The organism is Sutcliffiella horikoshii (assembly GCF_044809035.1).
Classification (GTDB): Bacteria; Bacillota; Bacilli; order Bacillales; family Bacillaceae_I; genus Sutcliffiella_A; species Sutcliffiella_A horikoshii_G.
In genome coordinates, this window is sequence record NZ_CP085237.1 from 728,174 (window position 1) to 753,963 (window position 25,790).

The following is a 25,790-nucleotide window of genomic DNA, read 5'->3' on the forward strand; positions in this document are numbered from 1 at the left end:
AAGGGGAGAATCGAGATGAAGGGGTATTACAAGGAGTTCTTTTTGTTTCCGGACATCACTGTTTTATTAGTGCTGATTGTGGGAAGTATCGGGTGGCAGGTTTGGAGCGGGTTAACATGGGGGGAATATGCAGTGTTTGCTTTCGGGATGCTGACTTTCATGTTCAGCGAGTATCTTACGCACCGATTTGTGTTCCACTTGAAGCCGCCGAAAAATCCTTTTTTATTAAAAATGCTTAAGCGCCTTCATTATGATCACCATTCACACCCTGATAATTTGCATCTACTATTTTTACCGCTTTGGTACAGCCTGCCAAATCTGTCTGTGTTGGCCATTATCTTCTATATCATCGTGGGCAGCTGGGGATTGACACTGGCATTTTCGAGTGGCTTGATGATGATGCTCTTCCTTTACGAGTGGAAGCATTATGTTGCGCACCGTCCAATCAAACCGCGCACGAAATTCGGGAAGTGGGTGAAGAAGACGCATATACTGCATCACTTTAAAAACGAAAATTTCTGGTATGGGGTATCCACGCCTTTAGTGGATGTACTGTTTGGAACCTTGAAAAATGAGAAAGAGGTCGAAACAAGCAAGACAGCCAAGGATTTGGAGAAGCGAGTGTGAAGGTAAAACCCGGGGGGATTGTTCCTTTCGGGTGTTTTTTTGCCCTCACTTACTATAATATTTTCAACCTCACCCGAACCTCAAATACACTCTCTTTTATTTATAATATTCTGAAAAAACCTTTATTAACAATACAAAAGAAAATTTGTCCAAAATATGAAAACGTTTTTATGGTAAATAGAAAGTTTTTTCTGTATAATTTAGGTGTGAAAGAAATAGGTGAGGGTATTGGATTATTAGATGATTCCATTAAGCACCTGAACCTTTATATAGTAACTAGTTTAAAGGCATTTTAAAAAACGTCACAGCCTAAGATGGGGGCATGTAATAATGAGTAAGGTCGAAGTTGAACAAATTTGGGAGCGCTTTTATGGCCCGAATATGGGTTATGTGTATGACATGTATGAAAAATACCAACAAGATCCGGAATCAGTAGACGGATCTATTCGTGCGCTATTTGAGGAATTGGGCCAACCGCCTGGAATGGATTCCATTTCCATTTCTGTAGAAGAATCCAAAAACGATGCTAACATTCAACAAGCAGTGCCACAAATGGCAATTAAAAAAGTAATTTCCGCTAACAAGCTTTTGCGCAACATTCGTGAGCTTGGACATCTTGCCGCGAATATTAATCCGTTGCACAAGGAGCCACAAGATGATGTGGGATTCCTAGATGTGGAGACATACGGATTGAGCAAACAAGACCTAGTGCAAATTCCAATTGACCTTGTCTGGGAAGCAGCACCTGAGGCGATTTCTAACGCGTGGGAGGCGTATGAGCATCTTAAGCGCATCTATACAGGAACGATTGCCTATGAGTTTGGGCATATCCATGATGAGGAAGAACAAACTTGGCTGAACTCGTATATCGAGAATACAAGAATTGAGCGACCGTTCACTAAAGAACAGCGTGTAGAATTACTTGAAAGATTGATATCAGTTGATGGCTTCGAAAAGTTTTTACACAAAACATTCGTAGGACAGAAGCGATTCTCCATTGAAGGGTTGGACATGCTTGTACCGATGTTTGACAAACTGATTCAGTCCGGCTGTGAGGACGGAACAAAAAATATCAGTATCGGAATGGCACATCGTGGACGTCTGAATGTACTTGCTCACGTACTTGGCAAGCCGTACGAGCTGATTTTTTCTGAATTCCATCACTCTCCGAACAAAGAACTGGTTCCTTCTGAAGGATCCCGCGGAATTAACTTTGGCTGGTCTGGAGATGTGAAGTACCATATGGGTGCAGATCGTCAAGTGACAGGTGAAAAGGAACAAGTGGTACGAATCAATCTTGCACACAACCCGAGTCACTTGGAATTTGTAAATCCAGTAGTTCAAGGTGTGGCGAGAGCTTCCCAGGAAGATCGTTCTGCAAAAGGCTATCCAAAACAGAACAAGCAGTCCTCCTTCAGTGTCCTTGTACACGGAGATGCAGCGTTCCCTGGTGAAGGTGTAGTGGCAGAAACGTTGAACCTGACGAAGCTGAAAGGCTATGCGACAGGCGGAACCATCCATATTATTGCAAATAACTTGCTTGGTTTCACGACAAACTATGGTGATTCCCGTTCCACTAAGTACGCAAGTGATCTTGCAAAAGGCTATGAGATTCCGGTTATCCATGTGAACGCCGACGATCCGGAAAGCTGTTTGGCAGTTATGGTATTTGCATATGAATACCGTAAGAAGTTTGAAAAAGATATCGTGATTGACCTTATTGGTTACCGTCGTTTCGGACACAACGAAATGGATGACGCCAATGTGACGCAACCACTTTTATATGAAAAAATCAACAACCATCCGGTAATTGCCGAAAAGTATGGAAAAGAGCTTGTAAATAGAGGCATCCTTTCTGAAGAAGAATTTACGGGTAAGAAGACGGAATTCATGCAGAAGCTACAAGGGATTTTCGATGAGCTGCGCAAAGAGGATGAAGGCAATGTGAAAATAAAGCAGGTGCCAAAGCCTATTAGTGATCAGGTTCCTGAGTTGGAAACGGCAGTGCCGGAAGACGTGTTGAAGTCGATCAACAGCAACCTGGTAAAATTCCCAGAAACATTTACAGTCTATCCAAAGCTTGGCCGTATTTTGAAAAAACGTGAAAGCCTGCTTGCCAATGATAACAAAGTGGACTGGTCTTTAGGGGAGACACTTGCCTTTGCAACCATTCTTGCTGATGGCACGCCAATCCGTCTGACAGGTCAGGATAGTGAGCGCGGAACGTTCTCACACCGCCACTTAGTGTTGCATGATAACAAAACGGCAGAGCGTTTCGTTCCGCTGCATGACCTGCCGGAAGCAAAAGCTTCTTTATCCCTTTACAACAGCCCGTTATCAGAGACGGCAGTTCTTGGATTTGACTACGGATACAGTGTGCAATCTCCAGAGTCCCTTGTTATTTGGGAAGCACAATTTGGTGATTTCGTAAACGTAGCGCAAGTAATCATTGACCAGTTCATCGCATCCGGAAGAGCGAAGTGGGGCCAGAAATCAAGTCTTGTTATGCTTCTGCCACACGGTTACGAAGGACAAGGGCCGGAGCATTCCAGTGGTCGCGTAGAGCGTTTCTTGAATTCTGCTGCAGAGAACAACTGGATTGTGGCGAATGTAACAAGTGCAGCACAATACTTCCATCTTTTAAGAAGACAGGCAAAATTGACGACCAAAGAGGATGCAAGACCACTTATCGTCATGACACCAAAGAGCTTATTGCGTAACTCCATGACGGTATCCGACTTAACTGAATTGACAGAAGGAAGCTTCAAGCTGTTGGTGGAGGAAAAGCGTACAGGTCAAAACAAAGATAAAGTGAAACGACTTGCATTGTGCACAGGTAAGGTAGCAATTGACCTTGCTTCCAAAGTGGATGAAATGGGCAGTGAACAAGTAGAATCCCTTCACATCGCACGCGTGGAGCAACTATATCCATTCCCGCATAAGGAAGTAGAAGAGCTTGCCGCACAATTCCCCAACCTAGAAGAAATTGTTTGGGTTCAGGAAGAGCCGAAGAATATGGGAGCATGGCCGGTCGTGAAAGCGAACCTTCATGAAATTGCAAACATCGGCATTTCTGTGGATTATATCGGGCGTCCGAAGCGCTCCAGTCCAGCAACAGGTGAGCCGCACATTCATAAACAAGAACAAGCTTGGATTGTTGAAGATACAGTGAACGTAGACAAAGGGCATGGAGGGGAAAACAAATGATCGAAATTAAAGTGCCAGAACTAGCAGAATCCATTACAGAAGGTACCATTGCAGAATGGACAGTAAAAACAGGTGACGCGATTGAAAAGGGAGAAACAATCGCCGAGCTTGAAACAGATAAGGTAAACGTAGAAATCAAAAGTGACTTTAGCGGGGTAATTCAAGAACTTTTGGCTGAGCCAGGAGACAATGTTGTCGTAGGACAAGTCATTGCGAAACTAGGGGACGAAGGTGCAAGCGATGCATCTGAAGCTGCACCAAAAGAAGAAGCACCGAAAGCGGAAGAGGCTCCTAAAGCTGAGCCAGCTAAAGAGGCAGCACCAGCTCCAGTTGCGGAAGAAAAGAAAGTAAGCAAATCAAGAACTGTGGCTTCTCCAGCAGCGCGTAAGAAAGCAAGAGAACTTGGCATCGATCTTGATGAAGTTTCCTTCCGTGACCCAATGGGACGTGTTCGTGTAGAAGATGTGGAAGCACACAGTCAAGTTAAGAATGCACCAAAGGCTGAAGCTCCATCCAAACCGGCAGCTGCTCCATCCAAACCTGCTGCAGCAACTCCAGTTCAAGATGACGCACGCGTTGAACGCATCAAAATGAGCAGAAGACGTCAAACAATCGCCAAGCGTCTAGTGGAAGCACAACACACAGCAGCAATGCTTACAACGTTCAATGAGGTGGACATGACGGCGGTGATGGACGTTCGTAACCGTCGTAAAGATGCTTTCTTCAAAAAGAATGGCGTTAAACTTGGATTCATGTCTTTCTTTACAAAAGCGGTAATCGGCGCACTAAAATCTTTCCCATTGTTAAATGCGGAAATTCAAGGCGACGAGATCCTGTTGAAAAAGTTCTATGACATCGGAGTAGCGGTATCAACAGAAGAAGGCTTGGTAGTACCAGTTGTTCGCGACGCTGACAAGTTAAGTTTTGCCGGTATCGAAAAAGAAATCGGTGACCTTGGTAAAAAAGCTCGTGATAACTCATTAGGACTTAAAGACCTTCAAGGTGGGACCTTCACGATCACTAATGGTGGTATTTTCGGTTCCCTGTACTCTACACCGATCTTGAACACACCACAGGTTGGTATCCTGGGAATGCACACGATCCAACGCCGTCCGGTAGTTGTGGATGACAAGGATACAGTAGAAGTTAGACCGATGATGTACATTGCACTTTCTTATGATCACCGTATTGTTGACGGAAAAGATGCGGTTCAGTTCTTGGTGAGAGTGAAGCAATTGCTTGAAGATCCGGAAGACTTGTTGTTGGAAGGTTGATAGTTTGGAGAGGACTTATCACTTGATAGGTCCTCTTTTTACATGAATTCCTGAAAATGGAAGTCGGTTTTTATGAAGAATATTGTCGGAATACTAGCAATTCTGCGAAAACATACAGTATAATCATCCATATACACAAAAAAGAGATTCAGTTACACAAGGGGGAAACATGATATGAAGAAGACCCTATCCTTATTTTTAATAGGGCTATTAGTAGTGGTGCTTGCGGCATGTACATCAGATGATAAGAAAGCAAATGAAGAAGGTTTTGCAGAAGAAACAGAGGCAGCGGAAGATGAAGAAAGCTTGATTCCAGTTGGTGAAACAGCAGAAACAGAAGGTGGTAGCTTTACCTACCACGCGAGGAACAATCGCCTGAAGCCGATTGAAACAGACTCTTTCACTATAAATTTGGACAAAGTATCCGTATTGAGTGGTAAGCTTTCTGGAGGATTTAAAGAATACATGGGCAAAGATGAAATCAAATATATTCAATTTGACTTGGAAGTCGAAAACAAAACTTCTGATTCTTTAAATTTTGAAGCATATCAAGCAAGCATTGTGACAAATACAGGGGAAGAAATCGCTGCTCCTGATTCTCGTCTGACAACAAAGAGCGAAGACACGGGTGAACTTAATGAGAAATTCACTGGCGGAGAAAAGAAGCAAGGAGCTATTTTCTTCCTATTAGAAGAAACAAAGGCAGAAGACGTGGAATGGGTGCAAATCAATATGAAGGCACCTGTGGATGAGAATGATGAAAAAGTCGGAGAAGATATTAAGATAAAAGTAAAGCTATAATTAAGTCGGTAGTATAAAAGGCAGGGGTGACTCTGTCTTTTTTGATTTTTACTATATTTACTGTCGTAAAAAAGGAGACGTCACTCATGATTAGAACAGCACTACTTAGCAAATGGCATGTACATGCTCAAGAATATGCAGAAGAAGCAATTCATAACGAGCACATAATGCTCACACACGTCTGGGATGAGCAAAAAGAAAGAGGTCAAGCTTGGGCACATGAACTTGGTCTCCTCTTTGAAGAAGAGTTAGACAACATTATTAGAAACCCAGAGATTGATGCGGTCATTGTTGCTTCTCCAACAAGCATGCATACAGAAATCATCACCAAAGCTGCGAAGCACGGCAAGCATGTTTTCACAGAAAAGGTGCTTGCAGAAACGGTAAGCGATGCAGCGGCCATTCTTCAAGGGGTAGAGAAAAACGGGGTCAAATTGATGGTTTCTCTGCCGCGTTTAACAGCGGACTATTATTTATATACGCAACAAGTTGTCGACCAAGGATTATTGGGGAGGATTACTACCATTCGCTGCCGTGTTGCACACAATGGATCTGTTCCGACAGAGCAGCACCCTAACGGTTGGCTGCCACAACACTTTTACGATAAGGAACTGTGCGGAGGCGGTGCATTCATTGATCTTGGCGCCCACCCCATCTACCTGACAAATCGTCTTGGCGGAGAAGTGAAAGCGGTAACCTCCCGCTTCATCCAGACATTTAATCATGAGGTGGATGATAATGCAGTTGCCATTGTTGAGTACCAATCAGGTGCGCTTGGTATATTAGAAACAGGGTTTGTTTCTTCTGGTAGTCCGTTTCAATTGGAGGTTTATGGAACAGAGGGTACCTTAATGATAGAAGACGGGACCATTCGACTCAAAAGTGTAAAGCTTGATGAAGGCTGGCATACACCGTCAGAAGATGAACTACCTGAGACCGCTCCATCTGCTATGATGCAATGGGTCTCAGAAATCAAGACAGGTATAAAGCCGGATATCAGCTATCAAGATGCCTACATGCTCACCTTAATTAACGATGCAGCGCGTCGTTCCAATGAAGAAGGACGAAGAATCGAGATATAAACATACTCAACCGAAAACGGCCAGAAATATTCTGGCCGTTTTCGGTTCTAAATATTTATTTTTTATCTTCCTCTTCCATATTAAACCAAAGTGGATCCATTTCATCCACATCACCGTTATAGTTGATGAGAATTTCTTCACCAGCTTTAATGTCCTTATAGGCAAAAAAGTCAAAGACATGTTCATCAAAGTTGATTTCATATCTTGCATTTGGTTCATATGAATGGTTGAAAAGCATGCCATAGCCAAGCAATATGGCAGAATGGTTAATGCCATATTCAAACGCATAGTCCGCTAATAGCGTTTTTTCGATATGTTCGTGCTGTTCGTTTGGATAAGATATAACCGGTGCGGAATGAAACAGCGTCCCCTCTTTTATATCCTCTGTTGCAAAAACGCCTCTATTGAATTCTCCATCACTTATTTGTGAGCTTTTTACTTCGATCATGGTAATCACCTACACGTTTCCGAAAAATTTCCTGACCTATTAAGGGTGCCATTTTCTCGATAAGAATGCAACTGGTTAGTTTAAACAATAACCACTCCTCTTTAAAAGCATGGAAAAAGCTCTCCCACATCTCCATTGTGGAAGAGCCTTTAGTTAAATTCCAATAAAGAAATACTGCTTATTAGAGCGTTCAAAATCTGAAACTTGTTTTGTATAGTCAACCAAAAATACCTTTTGCATCCTGTTGTCAGCGGCTCTTTTAATTTCCTGCTCAATTTCCAGCATAAGATCTCGAGCAACTTCAACAGGCAAGTTAAAATGCTTTGCTGCCTCTATATAGGGGTGGCGTTTCACAAGTAAATCAAAATATTGGTCAGGAGTTTCGGCCTGCTCTTCATAGGCATATTCCACGTCCTGAATAAAATTGTAGAAGAGCTGCTTTTCAGGAGGAAGCTCTGCCACGCTACATTTTACAAGGTATCTATATAAGCTTTCCTTCATCTTAAGCACCTCATTATCGCTAAAGAGTTTCTACTAGTATATGCATAAAAAGCGTTGGAAGATGCTATTTTACCAACTTGCCTTCTTCACACCGGGAACCTGTCCCTTGTGAGCAAACTCACGGAATGCAATACGTGACATTTTGAATTTGCGGATATAGCCTCGCGGTCTGCCAGTTACCTCGCAACGGTTTTTCAGACGAGTTGGGAAAGAGTCACGTGGTAATTTGCGAAGACCTTCGATATCACCTTTTGCTTTTAATTCTCTGCGGATCTCAGCATACTGTTCTACAAGCTGTTGACGCTTTCTTTCTTTTGCTACTTTTGATTTCTTTGCCATAATAGAATTCTCTCCTTTGTTGAAAATAGTAATCGTTACGATTTATTAAAACATATATTGCGTTGGAGTTCAAATGAAAAGTTTCATCCAGCAGCAAGCGAACACTTCCACAAAATAATTTTTACTCGTCCTGATTGAGAATGGTATAATTAAATAAAGGTGAGCCTAAGCATGTTCCTTTGTTTAGGTTTTTTTATTTTCTATAGGGGTATGACCCTTTACATATGACTAATGACTTATCAACTGACGACGGAGTGATGATTATCTATGCAAATGAGGACGCGTCTTATTAAAAGTATCCCCAACATGTTCACACTGGGGAATTTATTCTGCGGTTTCTTATCGATTGGCTTTGCCGCAAGTGGACAATATAGTAACGCCGCCATCTTAATCCTGATCGGAATGATGCTCGACAGTATGGACGGTCGCCTGGCGAGGATGTTGAATGCAGACGGGGAGCTAGGAAAAGAGCTTGATTCCTTGGCAGACGTCGTTACATTCGGTGTTGCCCCTTCCTTTTTAGTTTATTACACCTACTTTTATCAGTTCGGCATTCTTGGGATGGCGATTGCAGGCTTATTTCCACTGTTTGGCGCATACAGATTGGCACGTTTCAACATAAGTACCAGTAAATCTTCCGGAAAATACTTCACGGGAGTTCCGATTACAGCTGCTGGTGGTATCCTGGCACTGTTGACTCTATTCGGTAATTTAATTCCACAGATTGTGACAACGGTTATTTTTACAGCGTTTTGTTTTCTAATGGTCAGCAAAATAAAGATTCCAAGTTTTAAGGATGTCCCTTTACCTAAGTACGGGACAATTGTTACCTTGTTTTTAGGAGCGTCATTATTTATTGTTTATAAAGGAACTTATGCACAGTATCCTTACTTGATCTATATAGCAATTCCATTGTATATCGCTTTTCTTGCGTACAGATTTGTACGTGTGCGTGGGAAGAATAGGCGTGAGACGGACTGAGTTTGAGTGGACTTACCTTTTTAAGAGGTAGGTCTATTTTTTTGTCCTTATAGAGGGCGCTAAAGACTGCTGTTTCGTGAAACTCCTGGTTGGGAGGTCTTTATAGAGACGCTAAAGACTGCTGCTAGGCGAAACTCCTGAGCATGAGGTCTTTATACTGAATCAAGAGCCCCCAAACGCAATAGGCCTTTTTAACATGACAAAAATTTTTACGCTCTCTCATTGAACTTCACGTTAACGTCAATGGTAAACTATAAATATCTATATTTTCAGAAGACAAAAAGAGGGGTTTTGCATGTACACGATTTCGCAACTAGCTAAAGAATTTGATATATCCACCAGGACGGTCCGCTATTATGAGGAGTTGGGGCTGCTGGAACCCTCCCGTTCTGATGGAAACCGTCGAGTCTTTTCTAAAAGGGAGTATGCTCGCTTAAAGCTGATTACAAGGGGCAAGAGGTATGGTTTTCAGCTTGATGAAATTAAAGAGATGGTTACCTTGTTTGATAAAGACCGTACTGGTGCAAAGCAACTTCAAAAAACTATTGAATACGGAACAAAGAAAGTAGCGGAAGTCGAAGAAAGGATACAGGAGCTGACCGAACTCAAGAATGAGATGAATGAACTTCTCACAGATTTTCAAAAAAGGGTAGGAGGAAATCATGACTATGACGCGTAATTTTTTCACAGAGGATAAGCACTTGCAACAAGTACTCAAAAAACACTTAGAGCCTGAGTTCTATGAATGGGCAGAGAGGGAGCTCACAGCATTCGGAGAGAGTTGTGCAAATGAAATAGAGGAGCGTGCTGTTCATACAGATCGGGAGGGGCAGCCTAGGCTGATTAAATTTAATAAGATGGGCGAGGACGTTTCAGAGGTTTGGGTGAATGAAGGCTATAAGAAAACGGTGGAGGAAACGTACAATAGGGGAATTGTCGGGTATGTCCACAAGGAAATCCCAGAGCTCGGCCAAAAGGGCAATTACTTATACTCGTATGCGCAAGGCTATTTGCTTTCCCAGACAGAGCCAGGGTTTTACTGTCCGGTCACGCTGACCATGGCAACTGCGTACCTACTTGAGCATTATGCCGATGAACACGTTAAGGGTAAATTCCTGCCCCATGTCATTTCAACTGGGGAGGTGGAACTCTTTGAAGGAGCGACATTCTTGACAGAAAGACAAGGAGGATCCGACGTCGGGGCGAACGAGACGCAGGCGGTACCAAATACGAACAAAAATACCTATCTATTGACCGGTGAAAAATACTTTGCCTCTAATGCCGGGCAGTGCGGTGTTGCGATGGTGCTGGCTAGGATACCGGGTGCGCCAAAGGGAACGAAGGGGCTCAGTCTATTTGCAGTTCCTTGGAAAAAGGAAGATGGCAGTGGCAAGTTGAACGGCATAGAAATTCGACGTTTGAAGGATAAACTTGGTGTCAGGGCTGTTCCTTCTGCAGAGGTTCTTTTCAATGATGCAGAAGGGTATCTTGTAGGGGAACGAAGCAAAGGAATCCATTACATGATGGAAGCCTTGAATTTGTCTCGTGTTTGTAATGCCATTGCATCTCTTGGAATCATGCAAAGAGCTTATATGGAAGCACGGAATTATGCGAAAAGCCGTGTAACTTTTGGCGATCAGTTAATCAACTTTCCGATGATCCGTGATTCCTTAGTGGATTTAGCTGTAAAGCAAGAGGTCGAGATGAGTGCTAGTTTTGAGCTTGTGGCACTGTTTGACCGGCTCATGCGTAATGAAGGGGGCAAAGTGTCCGAAGAAGAGATTGCGTTGAATAGACTGCTTATTGCGTTGTTGAAAAAAGAAACCGCAGAACAGGCGGTTCATTTTTCCCATGAAGCCATTGAAATGCATGGGGGGAATGGATTCATTGAAGATTTTGTGACGCCAAGGCTGCTTCGGGATGCCCAGGTGTTAACTGTATGGGAGGGGACCGCAAATATTCTCGGGATGGAAGTGCTCCGACTGATGGGACGATTTAAAGTGGAGCGTATTTTTGTCGAGTCTATGAGAAAGAGGCTGGCGTCCCTTAACGTCGACCATTCTATGAAGGAACTGTTAGAAGAGGTCCTTATGAAACTTCAGGAACTATGCGATTTTACGAGCAGCTGCGCGCCAGAAATCCAGGCCGTATATTCCAAGAAGATTGCTAGCCTGATGGTGAAGATTTTTGAAAGTGTGATTGCGTTGGAAGGGGCTCATTCAGGTGAACCCCGTGAAAAGGCGAAGGCCGAGATTTTCCTCCAAATGACTTGGAAGGATTCGGATACGTGGTTTGACCGGGAAAATAAGAAGCTTCAGTACTTCGACTTGATCGTAAATTGGGAGAAGAGTTCGGTTGGAGTGGAATAAAGGGATATAAAAACAGGCAGCCCATCTAAAGGCTGCCTGTTTCATTCTTATGCAACACGCTTTTCTATACTGCTAGAATTATTGTTTCGATGTTTCCAAATCTGACTTATAAACCATCCAAGGACCACTAAGGTTAAAACAGACCCAGTAATTAACGAGGTGTTATACTCCAGTCCAAAACCTTCTGGTGCGTAGAAGATATACGTACATACCACACCTGACATGAATAATGCCGGGATGCTTGCAATCCAGTGGAATTTATTTTCTTTTAAAAGATACATGGCCGCTGTCCAAAGCATAACAGTGGCAACAAGCTGATTTGTCCATCCAACATATCTCCAAAGGAATGTATAGTCGATGGTGGCAAGGTACAGGGCAGGTGCAGCCAGCAATAGGGTTACTAGCAAAACTTTCCCCTTTCCTTCCATATTGAAAAACTTTGAAAATACTTCTGTTAAGATCATTCTTGAAGAGCGCAGCGCTGTGTCACCCGTTGTAATCGGAAGGATGATCACACCAAGGATGGCAAGGATCCCGCCTAGTGTTCCCAGTAACGAAATAGAGATTTCATTTACCACATAAGAAGGTCCACCAAGGGCAAGTGCTTCTTGCAGCCCGCCTGTGCCATTGAAGAATGTCATTCCGGCAGCAGCCCAAACTAGTGCGATCATCCCTTCTGTAATCATGGCTCCGTAGAAAATTTTACGACCATGAGATTCTTTTTTCATCGTGCAAGCGACAATTGGACTTTGTGTACAGTGAAAGCCGGAAATGGCACCGCATGAGATTGTAACCATCAGTAATGGCCAGATTGGCAGCTCCTGAGGGTGTAAGTTTGCAAATGTCAGGTTCGGGATTTGCTTATCCGTGAACAAAAGTGCAACGGCAATGGCAACTGCCATAAACAGCAGGATTGCGCCAAGTAATGGATATATTTTACCGATCACTCGATTGACTGGTAATAGAGTAGCCAATAAAAAATACCCGAAAATTAATAGCAGGGCCATCATGAAGCTAAGTGGCGTTAATTGAGCGATTAGTTGGGCTGGACCAGCTGTAAAGGCAGCTGCCACAAGGACCATTAATACAAGAGAAACCACATAAATGCATGATTTTACGACATTTCCAAGATATTTTCCGACGATGGTTGGATATTGCGCGCCATTATGGCGTAGGGATAACATGCCCGAAAAGTAATCATGAACTGCCCCTGCAAAGATACATCCGACCACAATCCAGATGAATGCGACTGGACCATATAAGGCTCCAAGGATCGCACCGTAGATAGGACCCAATCCAGCGATATTTAATAATTGGATTAGATTTCCCTTCCACCAAGGCATAGGAACAAAATCGAAATCGTCCCTTTTTGTGTAGGCAGGAGTAGGTGTCTGGTCATTAATCACAAAAATCCGTTCGACGAATTTAGAATAAAAAACATAACCTAGAACTAGAAAAATAAGTGCGCCAAAAAATGTGATCATGCTGCTCTCCTCCTGTTGTGTGAATATTACAATTTCAAACATTTTAACATGTTTGAAAAGAAAAACAACAGATTATTCTGAAAAAAATAAACTTTTTGTAAAATAAACCGTTTTCATGTCGGATTCGAGCTAATGAGTGAAAGAATAGTGTTAATATTCGCCATATATTGCTTTGCCCCTTGATATGGCATACAATGAAAGCTGATTACTAGACAGCTCAGAGATTCGAGAGTGATTTCGGTGAAAACTTACTATCAAAAACATAAATTAATAATAAACTTACTTGTCGTATTCCTATTAGGGTCCGGCCTCTTTTTCGTTCATCTGCAATCTCCATTTCCCTTTTTAGCAACGAAACCTATTTTATTTGCTTTACTGGTAATTTCGCTGGTGCTTTTAACGATTAATACTGTTCCTCTCCCGCCAAAAGGTAATTCTCTCAGTATGGACTCTGCCATTTTTTTAGCGACATTGTTCGTTTTTGGGTTGAATCTCTCCTTATGGATCTTGTTAGTTAGTGGAGTAGTATATGGTTTGCTGAAGAGGGAGATAGTTTGGTGGAAGCATCTTGTGAATTTTGCCATGTATGCTCTTATGATTACAGGCGCGCATTATATCTTTTACTGGACAGGTGGGACAATAGGATTTTTACAAGCATCAAACCTACTGTCTTATTTGACCACATTGATCAGTTATTTCTTTATTAATATACTAATTATCGGCGTTTTCTTTTACTCTATGAATCACCCGCAATTAATTCAGGAAATGAAAGGCACCCTGCAGAAATCTGTGTCGATTTATGCTATTTCCCTAGCTTCCGCACTATTATTAGCTTTGTTGTTTGAATCGGACGCAGTGCTCGGGCTCATTATTTTTACGGTGATTATTCTTTTTGTGTCCAAAGGCTTTAAGGGATACTTTCATCTCAATGAAGAAATAAACAAGGACCGTTCTTACCGGCAACAAATTCTCAATTCCCTGCCTGTTGGAATCATTACAGCGGATGATAAGCAGTCCAATTTTTCATTGAACACCGCTGCATCTTGCTTATTGAACCTGACCGGGCAAGAAATAAGGGATGTTGTCATGATGAAAGAGCCGCCAGTGTTCAACTCTTCCTTCTGGGAAATCATGCTGTCCAAAAAAATCTGTCAGAACGTCAAAGTGGGGTACTCAAGAGGTGAGGATGACTTGCGCTTGCTTGTATCACAGTCCGTTTTGCATGACGAAGATCATAACATTATCGGCAGAATTTTTTATTTTATTGATATAACTGTTACAGAAGAGCTGGAGAAAAGGATGCATCAATCGGAAAAACTTGCTGCATTGGGGGAACTTGCAGCAGGTGCTGCCCATGAAATCCGTAATCCATTAGCGGTGTTGCATGGCTTCTTCTCCTTAATGAAACAATCTTTTACGAAAGAAGAGCTTGAAAAGTACCAGGTGCCTTTACTAATAAAAGAATTTGACAGAATCAATGCTATTATCGAAGACATGCTGCTCATGGCGAGGCCTGGTGCACCAAGACTACAGGAAACAACGTTCAAGACGATTTTTGAGCAAATCCCTACGTTCCCCGACATGACGGAAAATGAGCCTGAATTGAAGATGATGCTTGACGATACGAAGGTAATGGTGGATCTCAAGCAGATGAAACAGGTCATCTACAATCTCTATAGAAATAGCAGAGAGGCCATTAAGGGCAAGGGAATCATAACTATCTCTTCCAAGAAAATAAATGGAAAGTACCACCTATTTTTTAAGGACAATGGAACAGGAATTCAAGATGAAGTGAAAAGCTCCCTTTTCCATCCGTTTCATACATCTAAAGAAACCGGAACCGGTCTTGGATTGACCATTGTCCAGCGCATTATCGAGAACCACAAAGGAAGTATAGAGGTTTATGAGACATCGTCAAAAGGGACGACTTTCCTCATCACCTTACCACTATCACCCCAACAATAAAGAAGGAGTGTCAACATGTACCTATCTGTTAAAGAAACAGCCGAATATTTATCCTGTTCAGAGTCTTATGTGAAAACCCTCATACAAGAAAAGAAAATCCGGGCATTGTATGATGGAACCGATTATATGATCAATAAAGACCAATTTACTACGCATATGAACCAGATGGAAAAGTATAAAGAGCTAATAGAAGAAGTGAGAAGCGAACCGATTCCTGAGGATATTGATATTAAGGATGAGGATTAAGGGGAAAAGCACCTGGATAGGGTGCTTTTTCTGTTTTACTTGACGGTTTATTATTAAATGTTTAAACTCTTAAACATAATAACAGGTAAAAACTTGTCTAATTCATTCTATTTGTAAGACAATAGTAATAACATAATTTGAAAATGCGAAAACAGGAGGAATCTTGTATGACGACAACAACTACTGATATAAACGATACGGTTGAAAAATTGCTGGCAAAACATAGGGATTATTTTGAAAAAGGAGAAACGAAAAATATTGATTTTCGCTTGGAACAATTGGCGACCTTAAAAAAGGCAGTTCAGAAATACGAAGCGGAACTGATGGATGCTTTAAAAAAGGATCTTGGAAAATCGATATTCGAGGCATATGGTTCAGAAGTTGGGTATATTCTTGATAGCATTGGATTTTTCATGAAGAATTTAAAGAGTTGGGCGAAAGTGAAAAAGGTTAAAACACCACTTGTTCATACTGGTTCCAAAAGTTTGATATATTCACAGCCCTATGGAACGGTATTGATTGTCGGGCCTTTCAATTACCCTGCCCAGTTAGTATTGGAGCCTCTGATTGGGGCGATTTCTGCTGGGAACTGCGCTGTAATCAAGCCTTCGGAGTTCACGCCGACTGTATCTGGTGTGCTTACAAAAATGATACGGGAATTTTTCAACGAAGAGTACATCAGTGTGGTGGAGGGAGCGAAAGAGGAAACATCTGCCCTTATACATGCGCCATTTGATTATATCTTTTTTACGGGAAGCGTGGAAGTTGGCAAAATCGTAATGCAGGCTGCGGCCAAGCGGCTTGTTCCGGTGACACTCGAGCTTGGAGGCAAAAGCCCTTGTATCGTGCATAAGGATGCCAATATAGAGGTGGCGGCGCAACGAATCGCTTGGGGGAAATTTATGAATGCAGGCCAAACGTGTGTAGCACCTGATTATATTCTTGTACATGAAGATGTTCGAGAGGAACTGGTCAAGTCCTTGAAAAAAACGATACATGATTTCTACGGAGACAACCCACAACAAAGTAAAGATTACGGTCGAGTTGTCAATGTACGCCAATTTGATCGCCTTGCTTCATTATTGGATATGGAAAAAGTGGTCGTAGGGGGCCGCATCGACCGGGAATCGCTTTATATGGAGCCGACTGTGATGGATGGTGTGACTTGGGAGGATAAGGTGATGCAGGAAGAGATTTTCGGGCCGATTTTACCTATCCTTGAATATAACGACATTAAGGACGCGATGAGGCAGATTAATAACGTTCCGAAACCGCTGGCATTGTATGTGTTTACCGAAAATAATAAAGTAGAGGAAGAGGTTATTGAAGGCACTTCCTTTGGAGGAGGATGTGTGAATGATACGGTCACGCATTTGACCAACCCATACTTGCCGTTTGGCGGAGTAGGGACTTCAGGCATCGGTTCGTATCATGGGAAAGACAGCTTTGATACTTTTTCCCATAAGAAAAGTGTGATGAAAAAAGGTACAAAGTTCAACTTAAGCTTTCTCTATCCGCCGTATTCCGATAAGAGCATTAAGATGCTGAAGAAATTTATGAAATAAACAGCTTCTACTAGTAGGAATCAGGAAGTTCTTTACATTTCTTTTATACGCCTAATGTGTTAATATTTAGATAGACGAAATAATATTTTTAGCAGACGCAGCTTTTTTCAAAGAAATGAATCTTCGGTCGTGGAGATTCATTTTCTTATTTATTTGGACTTATTATGGAAGGAATCGCGTCTTTTTATAGTGGGAGAGTGTAAGAATGGTACCGATTCAGAAGAAAGAAGTGTTATGGACGAAATCGTTCATCATGTTGATGGTAGGAAACTTGTTTGTGTTCATGTCGTTTCAGATGCTGATTCCGACGTTGCCTCCATATGTTAAGTCGTTGGGAGGAACGGGCTTTGAAATTGGATTGGTCACTGCCTTATTTTCCATCGGTGCTGTGTTGAGCAGGCCGTTTATCGGATTTATGCTGGAGTACCGGGCACGTAAACCGCTTGTGTTGATCGGAGCGGTTGCGTTACTTGCTGTGACAGTCATCTACCCATTGTCCCAGATCGTGCTGGTATTCCTATTGTTCCGCCTTATCCATGGTCTTGCATGGGGCTGGTCGACTACAGTAAATGGAACAGCAGCGGTAGATGTTATTCCGCGTTCCCGCCTTGGTGAAGGAATGGGATATTACGGATTATCGATTACAATCGGAATGATTATCGCTCCAAGCTTGGGAATCTATCTTTATCAGGTCACAGAGTTCTCTAACCTGATCATGGTAAGTGCTGTGCTCGGTGTTATTGCGCTTGTACTGTTAGGTGTGGTTCATTATCAGACGCCTGCTCTCGTGGAAAAGACGAAAAAGGAGGATTTGAAATTTTCCTATTTCGGTTCGCTTGTAGAAAAGAGCAGCTGGTATCCGGCATTCATCACATTGATTGCTACGTTTGGCTATGGCTCCATTGTTACGTTTATCGTGATATTTGGGGAAGAGCGTGGGATTGATCAAATCTTTCTTTTTTACTTGGTGAATGCGATTATGGCGTCATTATCTCGTCCGGTTGCCGGTAAGTGGTTTGATAATCATGGACCTCGGGGCTTGGTTTTGATGTGTATGTTCTTGTCCTTTGTCGGTATGTGGGTGCTTTCCTTCGCACACTCCAACCTGTTTATCGTGATAGCTGGTGCGTTATTCGGAGTAGGTTTCGGTTCCTTGATTCCGACCTTGCAATCATGGACCCTATCCATGACTCCTGAAAACCGCCGCGGGGTGGCAAACGGTATGTTCTTCTCCTCCATTGACCTAGGAATCGGGCTAAGTGGAATCATCTTTGGACTCCTTGCACAATTTGTCCCAACCGCTGCCCTCTTCCAAATCTCCAGCACCTTCATGCTCCTCGCCATGCTCTTCGCCTGGATTGAAGGAAGACGAAGAAAACGAGCAGTGCTTGAAGAGATGAGGGAAGGGGCTTAAGGGGTCTGACCCGCTGTGCGTTAAAGTAGTAGAGAAGTGAAGAGGGGTCTGACCCTCATCCCGTTAAAGCATTAAAGAAAAAGCGTAACCCCCTCGTCAAACGGAGGGGTTACGCTTTTTCTATTTCTTTGACCCTGCCGACTTGTCCGTCTTGGAGGCGGACTTTGATGCCGTGGGGGTGGTTGGGGGATTTGGTCAGGATGTCTTTGACGATCCCGCTTGTTAGTTTGCCTGTGCGTTGATCTTGTTTGAGCACAATTTTTACTGATTGGCCGACAGTGATATCAGACCGTTTTTGTCCATTCATTTTCTAGAGCCTCACGTTTCTATAATTACTAATATTATTTTATTATAACATAACAAAGCTCCCCGCATTCCTAGTAGCCCATTTCTTCTCGCACCTCAAGCAATAAATCAGGACGGTTCGTAAGGATTCCATCTGCCCCTCTTTCTAACAGATAGCGCATCGTTTCTTTATCATCAATGGTCCAGTAGTGCATCTGTACGCCGCTTCTTTGCGCATCGCGAATCAGTCGTTCATTGGTCAAATCGAAAATGCTTTCCTGAAGGGGAACTTGAAAGGCATCTACTTCAGGCTTGTAAAGGTTTCGGACAAACAACTTGTGAAGAAGGACGAATCTAGTGATTTCCTGTCTGCCACCCACAAGAGCGACCTTGCCTTCTGTAAAACTATTAAATGTCTCAAGAATTTCCTGGTCGAAAGAAGCGACAAGCAAAGTATCTTCTTTGTTGTACTTTTTGGTCAACTCCCAAAGCTTTCTTGCCATTTCTTCATATTTTGCTGGAGGGTTGGTGTCTTTAATTTCTATTTCAATCCGGGTGCCAGGGAACGCTTGGAATATTTCTTCCACTGTAGGAATGGTGACACCTTTTCCACGAAAACTGCTGGTTCCTTCTAAATCAACGAAATGATAGCCTGCATCCAACTGTTTTAGTTCCTCTAAAGTCAGCTCTGATACCGCTCCTTGTCCATTCGTGGTCCGGTCGACTGTAGAATCATGGATCGCAACAAGATGTCCGTCTTTCGTGATATGTATATCCGTTTCCAATACATCAACCCCCATCGCCACTGCCTGTTCAAAGGCAATCATCGTGTTGGAGGGGGCAAGGAGTTCACCGCCTTGATGAGCAATAATCAGTGGGAGTCCCCCATTTTCAAAGAATGGTTTGGTCGCTTGTTTGTTAATGGGGAAGAAGGTGAAGATAAGACCAAGTGTGCCAAGCGTGCCGGCAATAGTGCCAAGGGCCAGCCAAACCTTTCTTTTCTTTATGGGTTTCTTTTGTGAAGGAATGATAATTTCGGTCATTTGTGAACGCAACCTCTCTCTAGTCATCTACTATAATTAAATTATAGAATAGTTGGAAAATAAAGAAAGAGGGTAACCTCAAATTCTCGGCTCCCTCAGATAAAGATGTTCGTATTATTCTAAGTTCCTGTAAAACACCGCTGTTGATCTCCGCAAATGACTTCGCTTTCCGCGGGGCGACCTTGAGCCTCCTTACAACGCTTGGGGGTCTCAACAATGTCGCTTCTCCCCCGCAGGACAAGGAAGGCTTCGGCAGCGATACTTCGCACGAAGAAAATGCGTAGCATTTTCGAGGAGTCTTCGCCTTTTGCTCCAATCAACAGGTAGGAAACTTATAAACGAATTTACTCCAAAAAACCTAGTTCTCTTGCAACGTCATCTACTAGTTCTTTTCTGTTGTATTCGTGGTAGAGTCCCATTGCCAAGCGGGTTGGACAGCCGAAGAAGAAGCGCTCGTATAGGGTTTGGCGGGAGCCAAATGCACTCATGCTGACATCCCATGCTAATCGGAACAGTTTTATACGAGTTTTGGCATCCGTGGTGGCGGATTGAAGGTATTGGTCAATGTCTGCGCGTATTGGCGATTCTAGATCAGCCTCCGTCGGGATGGATACCAAACCGCTGGCGCCGAGAAGCTGCAAAATCTCCATGAACCGTGGATATACTTTAGGGAACTGCACAATGGCAACAGATAGAGGTGTGACATCTGGTACCATTGTCCCGTGTTTATCCAGTTTGGCGTTCATTTCTGACGCGAGTAGCAAGGCTTTGTGATTTTCCACAGCGATGATTATCTCGCTGATTTTTTCTTTTACATGCCCGTACTCGCCTATTGCGATGGTGTTGACCAAAAGTTGTGCAATACCCAAGATGAATTCGGCTTTCATGACCTGTCTGGAGACAACCTGATGATTGACAAGCGGTTTAAAATTACTAATTGAATACAGTTTGTTGGCGACATCGATATTTTCCGAAACAAATACACGTTCCCAAGGCACTAAGACATTATCGAGCACGACAATCGCATCCATCTCTTCAAACCTCGATCCGAGTGGATGATTGAACGCGGAAGAGTCGTAGGAAAAAGATTCGCGACAGATAAATTTCAACCCTTCTGTATTACTCGGAATACTGAAAGCATAGGCGAATGGCTCTTCGAACATCTTCAGTCCAGAAGATGAGATAATAATTTCATCAGTGATCCCGCCTTGTGTGGCCAACAGCCGTGCACCCTTAATGACAATCCCTTCTGATGTTTTATCTACCATCCTTGCTGCCACAATATTTTCATCGTCCTCGTAATGTAAAGAAGAGCGATTTACTTGTGGGGAAATGAAGGTATGTGTAAAAGAAAGATCATTTTCCCTGGCGTACTCGTAAAAATTTTTAAGGTTCTGTGGAAATTGCGGACCTTGTTCCTCCAATAAATCTGCAGAGGAGGCAAGCGCCATCAAGGTAGAGTTTTTATAATCAGGGGAGCGCCCCATCATACCAAAGGTTGATTTTGCCCAAACTTGAACCATCTTTCTTCTTTTCTCCAAATCTTCTTTTGATGTTGGCCGAAGATACGAGGTTCCTACCAAATTTCCGGTTGTATCAGATGTAAAAGTCATGATGTCTTTGTATTTTTCTTCGTGCTGCATATCAAACAAAGCAGCTTGACTTCTCATCACTCCTGAAAAAGCTGGGTGCTCTGAGATGTTGCCTTTTACCTGTTGTCCGTTATGCCAAACATTTGCTTGAAGCGAATTGATCCGGTCCAGATACTGTTTGCCGTTGATTATTCCCATGCTTCTCACCCTTTGCCCAGATTACTTCTTTCAATGTATGCATATGGGATTGTCTGATTTACTAAAGAGCCTCATCAAAATTTTATAACGGCCCACATGGCGTGGTATAGTGAGGAAAAGATGGTCTGGAGGGAAAAAAATGAAACAGGAATGGAAGGAACTTGATACGCCGACCTTACTATTAGATAAAGAGATTCTGCTGAAAAATATATGTAGCATGAGCGACTTTGCAAATAGGGAAAATGTGAATCTGCGGCCACATATTAAAACTCATAAATCGGTAGAGATTGCCAAACTTCAATTAGAACATGGGGCAATTGGTATCACCACTGCAAAGCTTGAAGAAGCCGAAGTAATGGCAGCCGCAGGGATTACAGATATCTTGGTTGCATATCCGGTTTCAAGCCCTATAAAAGTAGAGCGGATCCTCTCTCTTTTAAATCAAGGGGTAGATTTAAAAGTTACCGTTGATAATCTAGAACAGGTGAAGCTTCTTCAAAAAGCATTGGAAAAAACGGACCACACTTTGGAAGTCTGGATCAAAGTGAATTCGGGTCTGAATCGATGTGGGGTGGAGCCCGGGGAAGAGGCAGTAGGACTTGCCAAAGCTATCATTCTTTTATCTCGACTTCGAATTGGGGGAATCTTTACCCATGCTGGTCATTCCTATGGCGCAAGGGGAGAAGAGGAGCTTGAACGCATTGCATTGGCAGAGGCAGCCGCGGTGGTAAGAAGTGCGGAAGCATGTGAAAACGCGGGCATCCCGATTTTGGTAAGAAGTGTTGGCTCCACTCCAACTTATCGCATTTCCGGACTGGTGGAAGGGATTACAGAAGTAAGGCCCGGTAACGCCGTATTTTTTGACAGCATTCAAGTGGGGCTTGGAGTGGCAGACCGGTCAGAATGTGCGTTAACTGTGTTGGCATCCGTCGTGGGTGTGTATGAGGGGAGAATAGTACTGGATACAGGGAGTAAGACTTTATGTCTGGATAAAGGGGCACATGGATTGGAGTCTGTGAAAGGGTACGGCTATGTCTTGGACTATCCGGAATTGACAATCGAGAGGCTGTCCGAGGAGCATGGGGTGGCGGTTTTTAAAGGAAGCTGCAGCTTGCGCCTGAATGATAAAGTGCGTATCATTCCTAACCATGCCTGCACTGTCGCTAACATGTTTGATGAATACGTGTTGGTGGAGGGGGAGTATGTGGTGGATAAGTGGAAGGTGGATGCGAGGGGGATGCGGAGGTAATCCGCCGCACCCCAAACCTCCATCTGCCTCATCCCACATCCAATACTTCCGCCAACTCTTCCCAATACGCACAAAGTGTCTGCAGCCCTTTATCAAAATTCTTCAGCTTGAAATTTTCATTTGGTGCATGCACATTGTCAGAGGGCAAACCAAAGCCCATTAACACAATAGGTGCCTGCAACACTTCATCAAGTGTAGAAACGATCGGCAAAGATCCTCCGCCGCGTGTGAAAGTGGTCGGGATCTGCCAAACCTTTTCAAAGGCACGGCTTGCCGCTTGGATGGCAGGGTGGTTGAAAGGTGTCACAAACGGCGCTCCTTTATCAAAAAGGGAAACGGAAACTTCCACGCCGGCTGGTTTATGCATCGTAACATGTTCTTGCAATAGGGCTAGAATTTCGTCCGGATCCTGATCAGGAACGAGACGGCAAGTGATTTTCGCATGTGCCTCGGAAGGAAGGACCGTTTTAATCCCGTCCCCTTGGAAACCGCCGTATACACCATTCACTTCAAGGGTTGGCCGGACCCATGTGCGCTCAAAAAAGCTGTAGCCTTTTTCTCCATAAAATTCTTGGACGCCGACTTCCTCTTTGACAACGGCTTCATTAAAACTGATCTCATCAAAAGCTGCTTTTTCTTCTGCAGTCAAAGGGAGCACCTTGTCGTAGAAACCATCCACTGTCACCACACCATCACCATCGTGGAAAGAAGCTAGTAATTCCACCACTGCATGAATTGGATTTGCCACAGCACCACCGTAAAGCCCGGAATGAAGATCGCGTTTTGGGCCTTTTACATCCAGCTGGAATCCGCACATCCCGCGCAGGCCATAGCAAATTGTTGGTTTGTCCTCTTCAATCATGGATGTATCGGATACTACTACCACATCTGCAGCAAGCAGGTCTTTATTTTCCTCTACAAAAGCTGGCAAATTAGGGCTGCCGACTTCTTCTTCTCCTTCTATGCAAAATTTAAAGTTGAATGGCAATGTTCCCGTCGTCGCAAGAACCGCCTCCAAGGCTTTAATGTGCATAAAAGTCTGTCCTTTATCATCGCTGGCACCTCGTGCATAAATGCGCTCATCTCTTATGGACGGTTCAAACGGTGGAGTATCCCATAAATGTAATGGATCGACGGGCTGTACGTCGTAATGTCCATAAATCAAAACGGTGGGCTTGTCCTCCCCTGCTTGTAGCCAATCGCCATATACAATCGGATGACCTTTAGTCGGGTAAAGCGCAACATTTCCCATGCCGAGCTGTCGTAAAGAATTAGCCATCCATTCAGCAGCGCGTAATGTATCTGCATGATGGGCAGGGAGGGCACTCACACTTGGAATGGCCAACAGGTCCTTTAATTCCTCTAAATGCCTTTTACGATGATCTGATAGATAGGTATTGATGGTTGCAGTTGTCATGATTTTACCTCTTTTCTTTGAAATGTAGGTGCTTTACGATGCTTAGTTGCTTGTTCATAGCCATAGGCAATCTGAATGAGGGTGCTTTCTTCAAAGGCTCTTGCAGTAAAGGTCGCGCCAACTGGTTTTCCTTGATTCGTATAGCCGGCGGGAACCGTGATAGACGGATAGCCTGCTTTTGCAGGAATGCCGGCAGCAAAATTATTAGGTGTCAGGATCGCATCTAGGTTGTGTTCTCTCATTACGGCATCCAATCCACCTTCTCTAGAACGGTAGAGGTCTTTTTCGCGACTTGAAATATATTCTTCTTCGGTTAATGTCCCGCTGTGTTTTTCACTTTCCTCAAGGACGGTCTGCTTATGCTTAAGCATCTTGGATGAATCTTTTTCGTTAAAAGCAATCAAATCTTTCAAGCTCTTGATTGGCACAGAGGCCCCGGTTTTGCGCAAGTAAGCATTCAGACTTGGTTTGAACTCATAAAACAATGTATGATAATCCCATTCTTCTTTTGCGAAAGGAATTTCGATCGAACCTAACACTTCTGCACCATTTTCTCTAAGGCTAGCGATAGCTTCTTCCATAAGGAGGGATTCCTCGTCGGAGAAATAGGTGAAATAAGGATCACGGGCAACTCCTATCCGCATCCCATTTAGTCCCTCTTTTAATAGGAAGGAAGTGTAAGAAATACCCGGTTCAGGATTCGCCAAGGTAGCCGGGTCTTGATCATCTGTCTCGGTCAAGGCGCCAAGAAGGATGGCGGCATCTGTAACTGATCTTGCCATAGGGCCGGCAGTATCCTGACTGAAGGAAATAGGGATGATGCCTCTGCGACTGGTCAGTCCAACCGTTGGCTTTATTCCAACAATAGAATTTGAACTTGCAGGACTTAAAATAGAGCCGGATGTTTCCGTACCGATGGCAGCCGCTGCTAAACCGGCGGCAACCGCGGCACCTGAACCACTGCTTGATCCGCCAACATCAAATTCTCCCGGGCCATATGGATTTAGAACCTGACCACCTCTGGAGCTGTATCCGTTTGGTATTTTTTCTGTCATGAAATTAGCCCATTCTGTCATGTTGGTTTTACCCAGAATGACGGCACCGGCTTTCCTCAACTGACTTGCCACGGCAGAATCTTCTGCGGCTACATGATGCTCTAAAGCAAGAGATCCCGCGCTTGTGTGCATCATATCGCCCGTATCGATATTATCTTTTAAAAGAATAGGTATTCCATGAAGAGGACCGCGTGCACCGTTTTTTTTCCTTTCGAAGTCAAGCGCATCGGCAATAAATTCTGCATCAGGATTAACCTCAAGAATGGAGTTCAACTTTGGTCCATTTTTATCATATTTACTGATACGATGAAGATACATGAGGACTAACTCTTTCGAGGTAACCTTGCCATTTTCCATCGCTACTTGTAATTCTTCAATGGTCACATTCGGCAACCATTCTTCCACAAGCCCAGAGAGTTTCGGGTGGTTCATCCAAAAAACCTCCTATATAATTTAGGGTGAAATGCTATCACTTTGGTAAACAGTATCCCCTGTAGATTGTAGTGCAAGGTGTGAAACTCCAGCGGGGGAGTAACGGTAGATTGAGACCCCGCAGGCAAAGCCGAGGAGCCTCAAGCACCGTCCCGCGGAAAGCGAACACCTGGAACGGAAATCTACAGAAGTTAAAACAGAAAAACTTTTTTCAAC

23 protein-coding genes are annotated in these 25,790 nt (G+C 43.4%); 14 read left to right on the forward strand and 9 right to left on the reverse strand.

What is annotated here, in order from left to right:
• The first annotated feature begins 15 nt into the window (after positions 1 to 15).
• The 6 genes from LG307_RS04000 (at position 16) to LG307_RS04025 (ending at position 6,991) form a co-directional block, all read left to right on the forward strand.
• Positions 16 to 627 (forward strand): sterol desaturase family protein, encoded by a 612-nt coding sequence (locus LG307_RS04000; protein ID WP_404448367.1) that lies wholly within the window; start codon positions 16 to 18, stop codon positions 625 to 627.
• The gene (locus tag LG307_RS04005; RefSeq protein ID WP_404448369.1) at positions 624 to 923 is read left to right on the forward strand and encodes a hypothetical protein; all 300 of its coding nucleotides are present in this window, start codon (positions 624 to 626) and stop codon (positions 921 to 923) included. The genes LG307_RS04000 and LG307_RS04005 overlap by 4 nt, the downstream gene beginning before the upstream one ends.
• A 34-nt stretch (positions 924 to 957) precedes the next feature.
• Positions 958 to 3,834: a 2-oxoglutarate dehydrogenase E1 component gene (locus LG307_RS04010; RefSeq protein ID WP_404448371.1), complete on the forward strand. Its 2,877-nt coding sequence runs from the start codon at positions 958 to 960 to the stop codon at positions 3,832 to 3,834.
• A complete protein-coding gene (odhB, locus tag LG307_RS04015; protein ID WP_404448372.1) occupies positions 3,831 to 5,108 on the forward strand; it encodes a 2-oxoglutarate dehydrogenase complex dihydrolipoyllysine-residue succinyltransferase in 1,278 nt (425 codons plus the stop codon). The genes LG307_RS04010 and odhB overlap by 4 nt, the downstream gene beginning before the upstream one ends.
• Before the next feature lie 174 nt (positions 5,109 to 5,282).
• Positions 5,283 to 5,909, forward strand: coding sequence for a hypothetical protein (locus LG307_RS04020; protein ID WP_404448374.1), 627 nt, complete (start codon positions 5,283 to 5,285; stop codon positions 5,907 to 5,909).
• 86 nt (positions 5,910 to 5,995) lie between these two features.
• Positions 5,996 to 6,991 (forward strand): Gfo/Idh/MocA family protein, encoded by a 996-nt coding sequence (locus tag LG307_RS04025; RefSeq protein WP_404448376.1) that lies wholly within the window; start codon positions 5,996 to 5,998, stop codon positions 6,989 to 6,991.
• A gap of 55 nt (positions 6,992 to 7,046) precedes the next feature.
• On the opposite strand, the gene LG307_RS04030 is transcribed toward LG307_RS04025, so the two are convergent.
• The 3 genes from LG307_RS04030 to rpsN form a co-directional block, all read right to left on the reverse strand.
• A complete protein-coding gene (locus tag LG307_RS04030) occupies positions 7,047 to 7,439 on the reverse strand; it encodes an SET domain-containing protein (protein ID WP_404448378.1) in 393 nt (130 codons plus the stop codon).
• A gap of 153 nt (positions 7,440 to 7,592) precedes the next feature.
• Positions 7,593 to 7,940, reverse strand: a complete 348-nt coding sequence (locus LG307_RS04035; RefSeq protein ID WP_404448379.1) for a hypothetical protein — start codon at positions 7,938 to 7,940, stop codon at positions 7,593 to 7,595.
• Between the two features lie 69 nt (positions 7,941 to 8,009).
• Positions 8,010 to 8,279: a 30S ribosomal protein S14 gene (gene rpsN / locus LG307_RS04040; RefSeq protein ID WP_404448380.1), complete on the reverse strand. Its 270-nt coding sequence runs from the start codon at positions 8,277 to 8,279 to the stop codon at positions 8,010 to 8,012.
• A 267-nt stretch (positions 8,280 to 8,546) separates the two neighbouring features.
• Between rpsN and pssA the strand changes: the two genes are divergently transcribed.
• The 3 genes from pssA to LG307_RS04055 all read left to right on the forward strand — a co-directional run bounded on the left by pssA (position 8,547) and on the right by LG307_RS04055 (position 11,629).
• Positions 8,547 to 9,260: a CDP-diacylglycerol--serine O-phosphatidyltransferase gene (pssA, locus tag LG307_RS04045; RefSeq protein WP_404448382.1), complete on the forward strand. Its 714-nt coding sequence runs from the start codon at positions 8,547 to 8,549 to the stop codon at positions 9,258 to 9,260.
• A gap of 295 nt (positions 9,261 to 9,555) precedes the next feature.
• Positions 9,556 to 9,939, forward strand: a complete 384-nt coding sequence (locus LG307_RS04050; protein WP_404448384.1) for a MerR family DNA-binding transcriptional regulator — start codon at positions 9,556 to 9,558, stop codon at positions 9,937 to 9,939.
• Positions 9,923 to 11,629: an acyl-CoA dehydrogenase family protein gene (locus LG307_RS04055; protein ID WP_404448386.1), complete on the forward strand. Its 1,707-nt coding sequence runs from the start codon at positions 9,923 to 9,925 to the stop codon at positions 11,627 to 11,629. Before LG307_RS04050 ends, LG307_RS04055 begins: the two co-directional genes overlap by 17 nt.
• Before the next feature lie 47 nt (positions 11,630 to 11,676).
• Here the strand turns inward: LG307_RS04055 and LG307_RS04060 are convergent, their stop codons facing one another.
• On the reverse strand, positions 11,677 to 13,113 hold the full coding sequence (locus LG307_RS04060; RefSeq protein WP_404448387.1) for a carbon starvation protein A: 1,437 nt from the start codon (positions 13,111 to 13,113) through the stop codon (positions 11,677 to 11,679).
• 240 nt (positions 13,114 to 13,353) lie between these two features.
• Between LG307_RS04060 and LG307_RS04065 the strand changes: the two genes are divergently transcribed.
• The 4 genes from LG307_RS04065 (at position 13,354) to LG307_RS04080 (ending at position 18,303) form a co-directional block, all read left to right on the forward strand.
• The gene (locus tag LG307_RS04065) at positions 13,354 to 15,078 is read left to right on the forward strand and encodes an ATP-binding protein (protein ID WP_404448388.1); all 1,725 of its coding nucleotides are present in this window, start codon (positions 13,354 to 13,356) and stop codon (positions 15,076 to 15,078) included.
• 15 nt (positions 15,079 to 15,093) lie between these two features.
• Positions 15,094 to 15,324 (forward strand): excisionase family DNA-binding protein, encoded by a 231-nt coding sequence (locus tag LG307_RS04070; RefSeq protein ID WP_404448389.1) that lies wholly within the window; start codon positions 15,094 to 15,096, stop codon positions 15,322 to 15,324.
• Between the two features lie 167 nt (positions 15,325 to 15,491).
• A complete protein-coding gene (locus LG307_RS04075) occupies positions 15,492 to 16,889 on the forward strand; it encodes an aldehyde dehydrogenase (RefSeq protein WP_404448391.1) in 1,398 nt (465 codons plus the stop codon).
• A 205-nt stretch (positions 16,890 to 17,094) separates the two neighbouring features.
• Positions 17,095 to 18,303, forward strand: a complete 1,209-nt coding sequence (locus LG307_RS04080) for an MFS transporter (RefSeq protein WP_404448392.1) — start codon at positions 17,095 to 17,097, stop codon at positions 18,301 to 18,303.
• A 109-nt stretch (positions 18,304 to 18,412) separates the two neighbouring features.
• Here the strand turns inward: LG307_RS04080 and LG307_RS04085 are convergent, their stop codons facing one another.
• The 3 genes from LG307_RS04085 to hpaB all read right to left on the reverse strand — a co-directional run bounded on the left by LG307_RS04085 (position 18,413) and on the right by hpaB (position 21,421).
• Positions 18,413 to 18,610, reverse strand: a complete 198-nt coding sequence (locus LG307_RS04085) for a YwbE family protein (protein ID WP_088017203.1) — start codon at positions 18,608 to 18,610, stop codon at positions 18,413 to 18,415.
• A 70-nt stretch (positions 18,611 to 18,680) separates the two neighbouring features.
• Positions 18,681 to 19,631 carry a glycerophosphodiester phosphodiesterase gene (locus LG307_RS04090; protein ID WP_404448393.1) on the reverse strand — a complete coding sequence of 317 codons (951 nt, stop codon included), beginning with the start codon at positions 19,629 to 19,631 and terminating at the stop codon, positions 18,681 to 18,683.
• A 344-nt stretch (positions 19,632 to 19,975) separates the two neighbouring features.
• Complete coding sequence (gene hpaB / locus LG307_RS04095) at positions 19,976 to 21,421, reverse strand: 4-hydroxyphenylacetate 3-monooxygenase, oxygenase component (protein ID WP_404448395.1); 1,446 nt, start codon at positions 21,419 to 21,421, stop codon at positions 19,976 to 19,978.
• A 139-nt stretch (positions 21,422 to 21,560) separates the two neighbouring features.
• Between hpaB and LG307_RS04100 the strand changes: the two genes are divergently transcribed.
• Positions 21,561 to 22,670, forward strand: a complete 1,110-nt coding sequence (locus LG307_RS04100) for a D-TA family PLP-dependent enzyme (RefSeq protein WP_404448397.1) — start codon at positions 21,561 to 21,563, stop codon at positions 22,668 to 22,670.
• Positions 22,671 to 22,698: 28 nt separating this feature from the next.
• Here the strand turns inward: LG307_RS04100 and LG307_RS04105 are convergent, their stop codons facing one another.
• Together LG307_RS04105 and LG307_RS04110 are read right to left on the reverse strand one after the other, a co-directional pair.
• Positions 22,699 to 24,087: a dipeptidase gene (locus tag LG307_RS04105; protein WP_404448398.1), complete on the reverse strand. Its 1,389-nt coding sequence runs from the start codon at positions 24,085 to 24,087 to the stop codon at positions 22,699 to 22,701.
• Positions 24,084 to 25,574 carry an amidase family protein gene (locus tag LG307_RS04110; RefSeq protein WP_404448400.1) on the reverse strand — a complete coding sequence of 497 codons (1,491 nt, stop codon included), beginning with the start codon at positions 25,572 to 25,574 and terminating at the stop codon, positions 24,084 to 24,086. Before LG307_RS04110 ends, LG307_RS04105 begins: the two co-directional genes overlap by 4 nt.
• Positions 25,575 to 25,790: the final 216 nt, after the last annotated feature.

What these genes read in the sequence shown, in the direction of transcription:
- LG307_RS04000 (WP_404448367.1), top strand. Translation starts at nt 16, where the DNA reads ATGAAGGGGTATTACAAGGAGTTCTTTTTGTTTCCGGACATCACTGTT.
- LG307_RS04010 (WP_404448371.1), top strand. Translation starts at nt 958, where the DNA reads ATGAGTAAGGTCGAAGTTGAACAAATTTGGGAGCGCTTTTATGGCCCG.
- odhB (WP_404448372.1), top strand. Translation starts at nt 3,831, where the DNA reads ATGATCGAAATTAAAGTGCCAGAACTAGCAGAATCCATTACAGAAGGT.
- LG307_RS04020 (WP_404448374.1), top strand. Translation starts at nt 5,283, where the DNA reads ATGAAGAAGACCCTATCCTTATTTTTAATAGGGCTATTAGTAGTGGTG.
- LG307_RS04025 (WP_404448376.1), top strand. Translation starts at nt 5,996, where the DNA reads ATGATTAGAACAGCACTACTTAGCAAATGGCATGTACATGCTCAAGAA.
- LG307_RS04030 (WP_404448378.1), bottom strand. Translation starts at nt 7,439, where the DNA reads ATGATCGAAGTAAAAAGCTCACAAATAAGTGATGGAGAATTCAATAGA.
- LG307_RS04035 (WP_404448379.1), bottom strand. Translation starts at nt 7,940, where the DNA reads ATGAAGGAAAGCTTATATAGATACCTTGTAAAATGTAGCGTGGCAGAG.
- rpsN (WP_404448380.1), bottom strand. Translation starts at nt 8,279, where the DNA reads ATGGCAAAGAAATCAAAAGTAGCAAAAGAAAGAAAGCGTCAACAGCTT.
- pssA (WP_404448382.1), top strand. Translation starts at nt 8,547, where the DNA reads ATGCAAATGAGGACGCGTCTTATTAAAAGTATCCCCAACATGTTCACA.
- LG307_RS04050 (WP_404448384.1), top strand. Translation starts at nt 9,556, where the DNA reads ATGTACACGATTTCGCAACTAGCTAAAGAATTTGATATATCCACCAGG.
- LG307_RS04055 (WP_404448386.1), top strand. Translation starts at nt 9,923, where the DNA reads ATGACTATGACGCGTAATTTTTTCACAGAGGATAAGCACTTGCAACAA.
- LG307_RS04060 (WP_404448387.1), bottom strand. Translation starts at nt 13,113, where the DNA reads ATGATCACATTTTTTGGCGCACTTATTTTTCTAGTTCTAGGTTATGTT.
- LG307_RS04070 (WP_404448389.1), top strand. Translation starts at nt 15,094, where the DNA reads ATGTACCTATCTGTTAAAGAAACAGCCGAATATTTATCCTGTTCAGAG.
- LG307_RS04075 (WP_404448391.1), top strand. Translation starts at nt 15,492, where the DNA reads ATGACGACAACAACTACTGATATAAACGATACGGTTGAAAAATTGCTG.
- LG307_RS04080 (WP_404448392.1), top strand. Translation starts at nt 17,095, where the DNA reads ATGGTACCGATTCAGAAGAAAGAAGTGTTATGGACGAAATCGTTCATC.
- LG307_RS04085 (WP_088017203.1), bottom strand. Translation starts at nt 18,610, where the DNA reads ATGAATGGACAAAAACGGTCTGATATCACTGTCGGCCAATCAGTAAAA.
- LG307_RS04090 (WP_404448393.1), bottom strand. Translation starts at nt 19,631, where the DNA reads ATGACCGAAATTATCATTCCTTCACAAAAGAAACCCATAAAGAAAAGA.
- hpaB (WP_404448395.1), bottom strand. Translation starts at nt 21,421, where the DNA reads ATGGGAATAATCAACGGCAAACAGTATCTGGACCGGATCAATTCGCTT.
- LG307_RS04100 (WP_404448397.1), top strand. Translation starts at nt 21,561, where the DNA reads ATGAAACAGGAATGGAAGGAACTTGATACGCCGACCTTACTATTAGAT.
- LG307_RS04105 (WP_404448398.1), bottom strand. Translation starts at nt 24,087, where the DNA reads ATGACAACTGCAACCATCAATACCTATCTATCAGATCATCGTAAAAGG.
- LG307_RS04110 (WP_404448400.1), bottom strand. Translation starts at nt 25,574, where the DNA reads ATGAACCACCCGAAACTCTCTGGGCTTGTGGAAGAATGGTTGCCGAAT.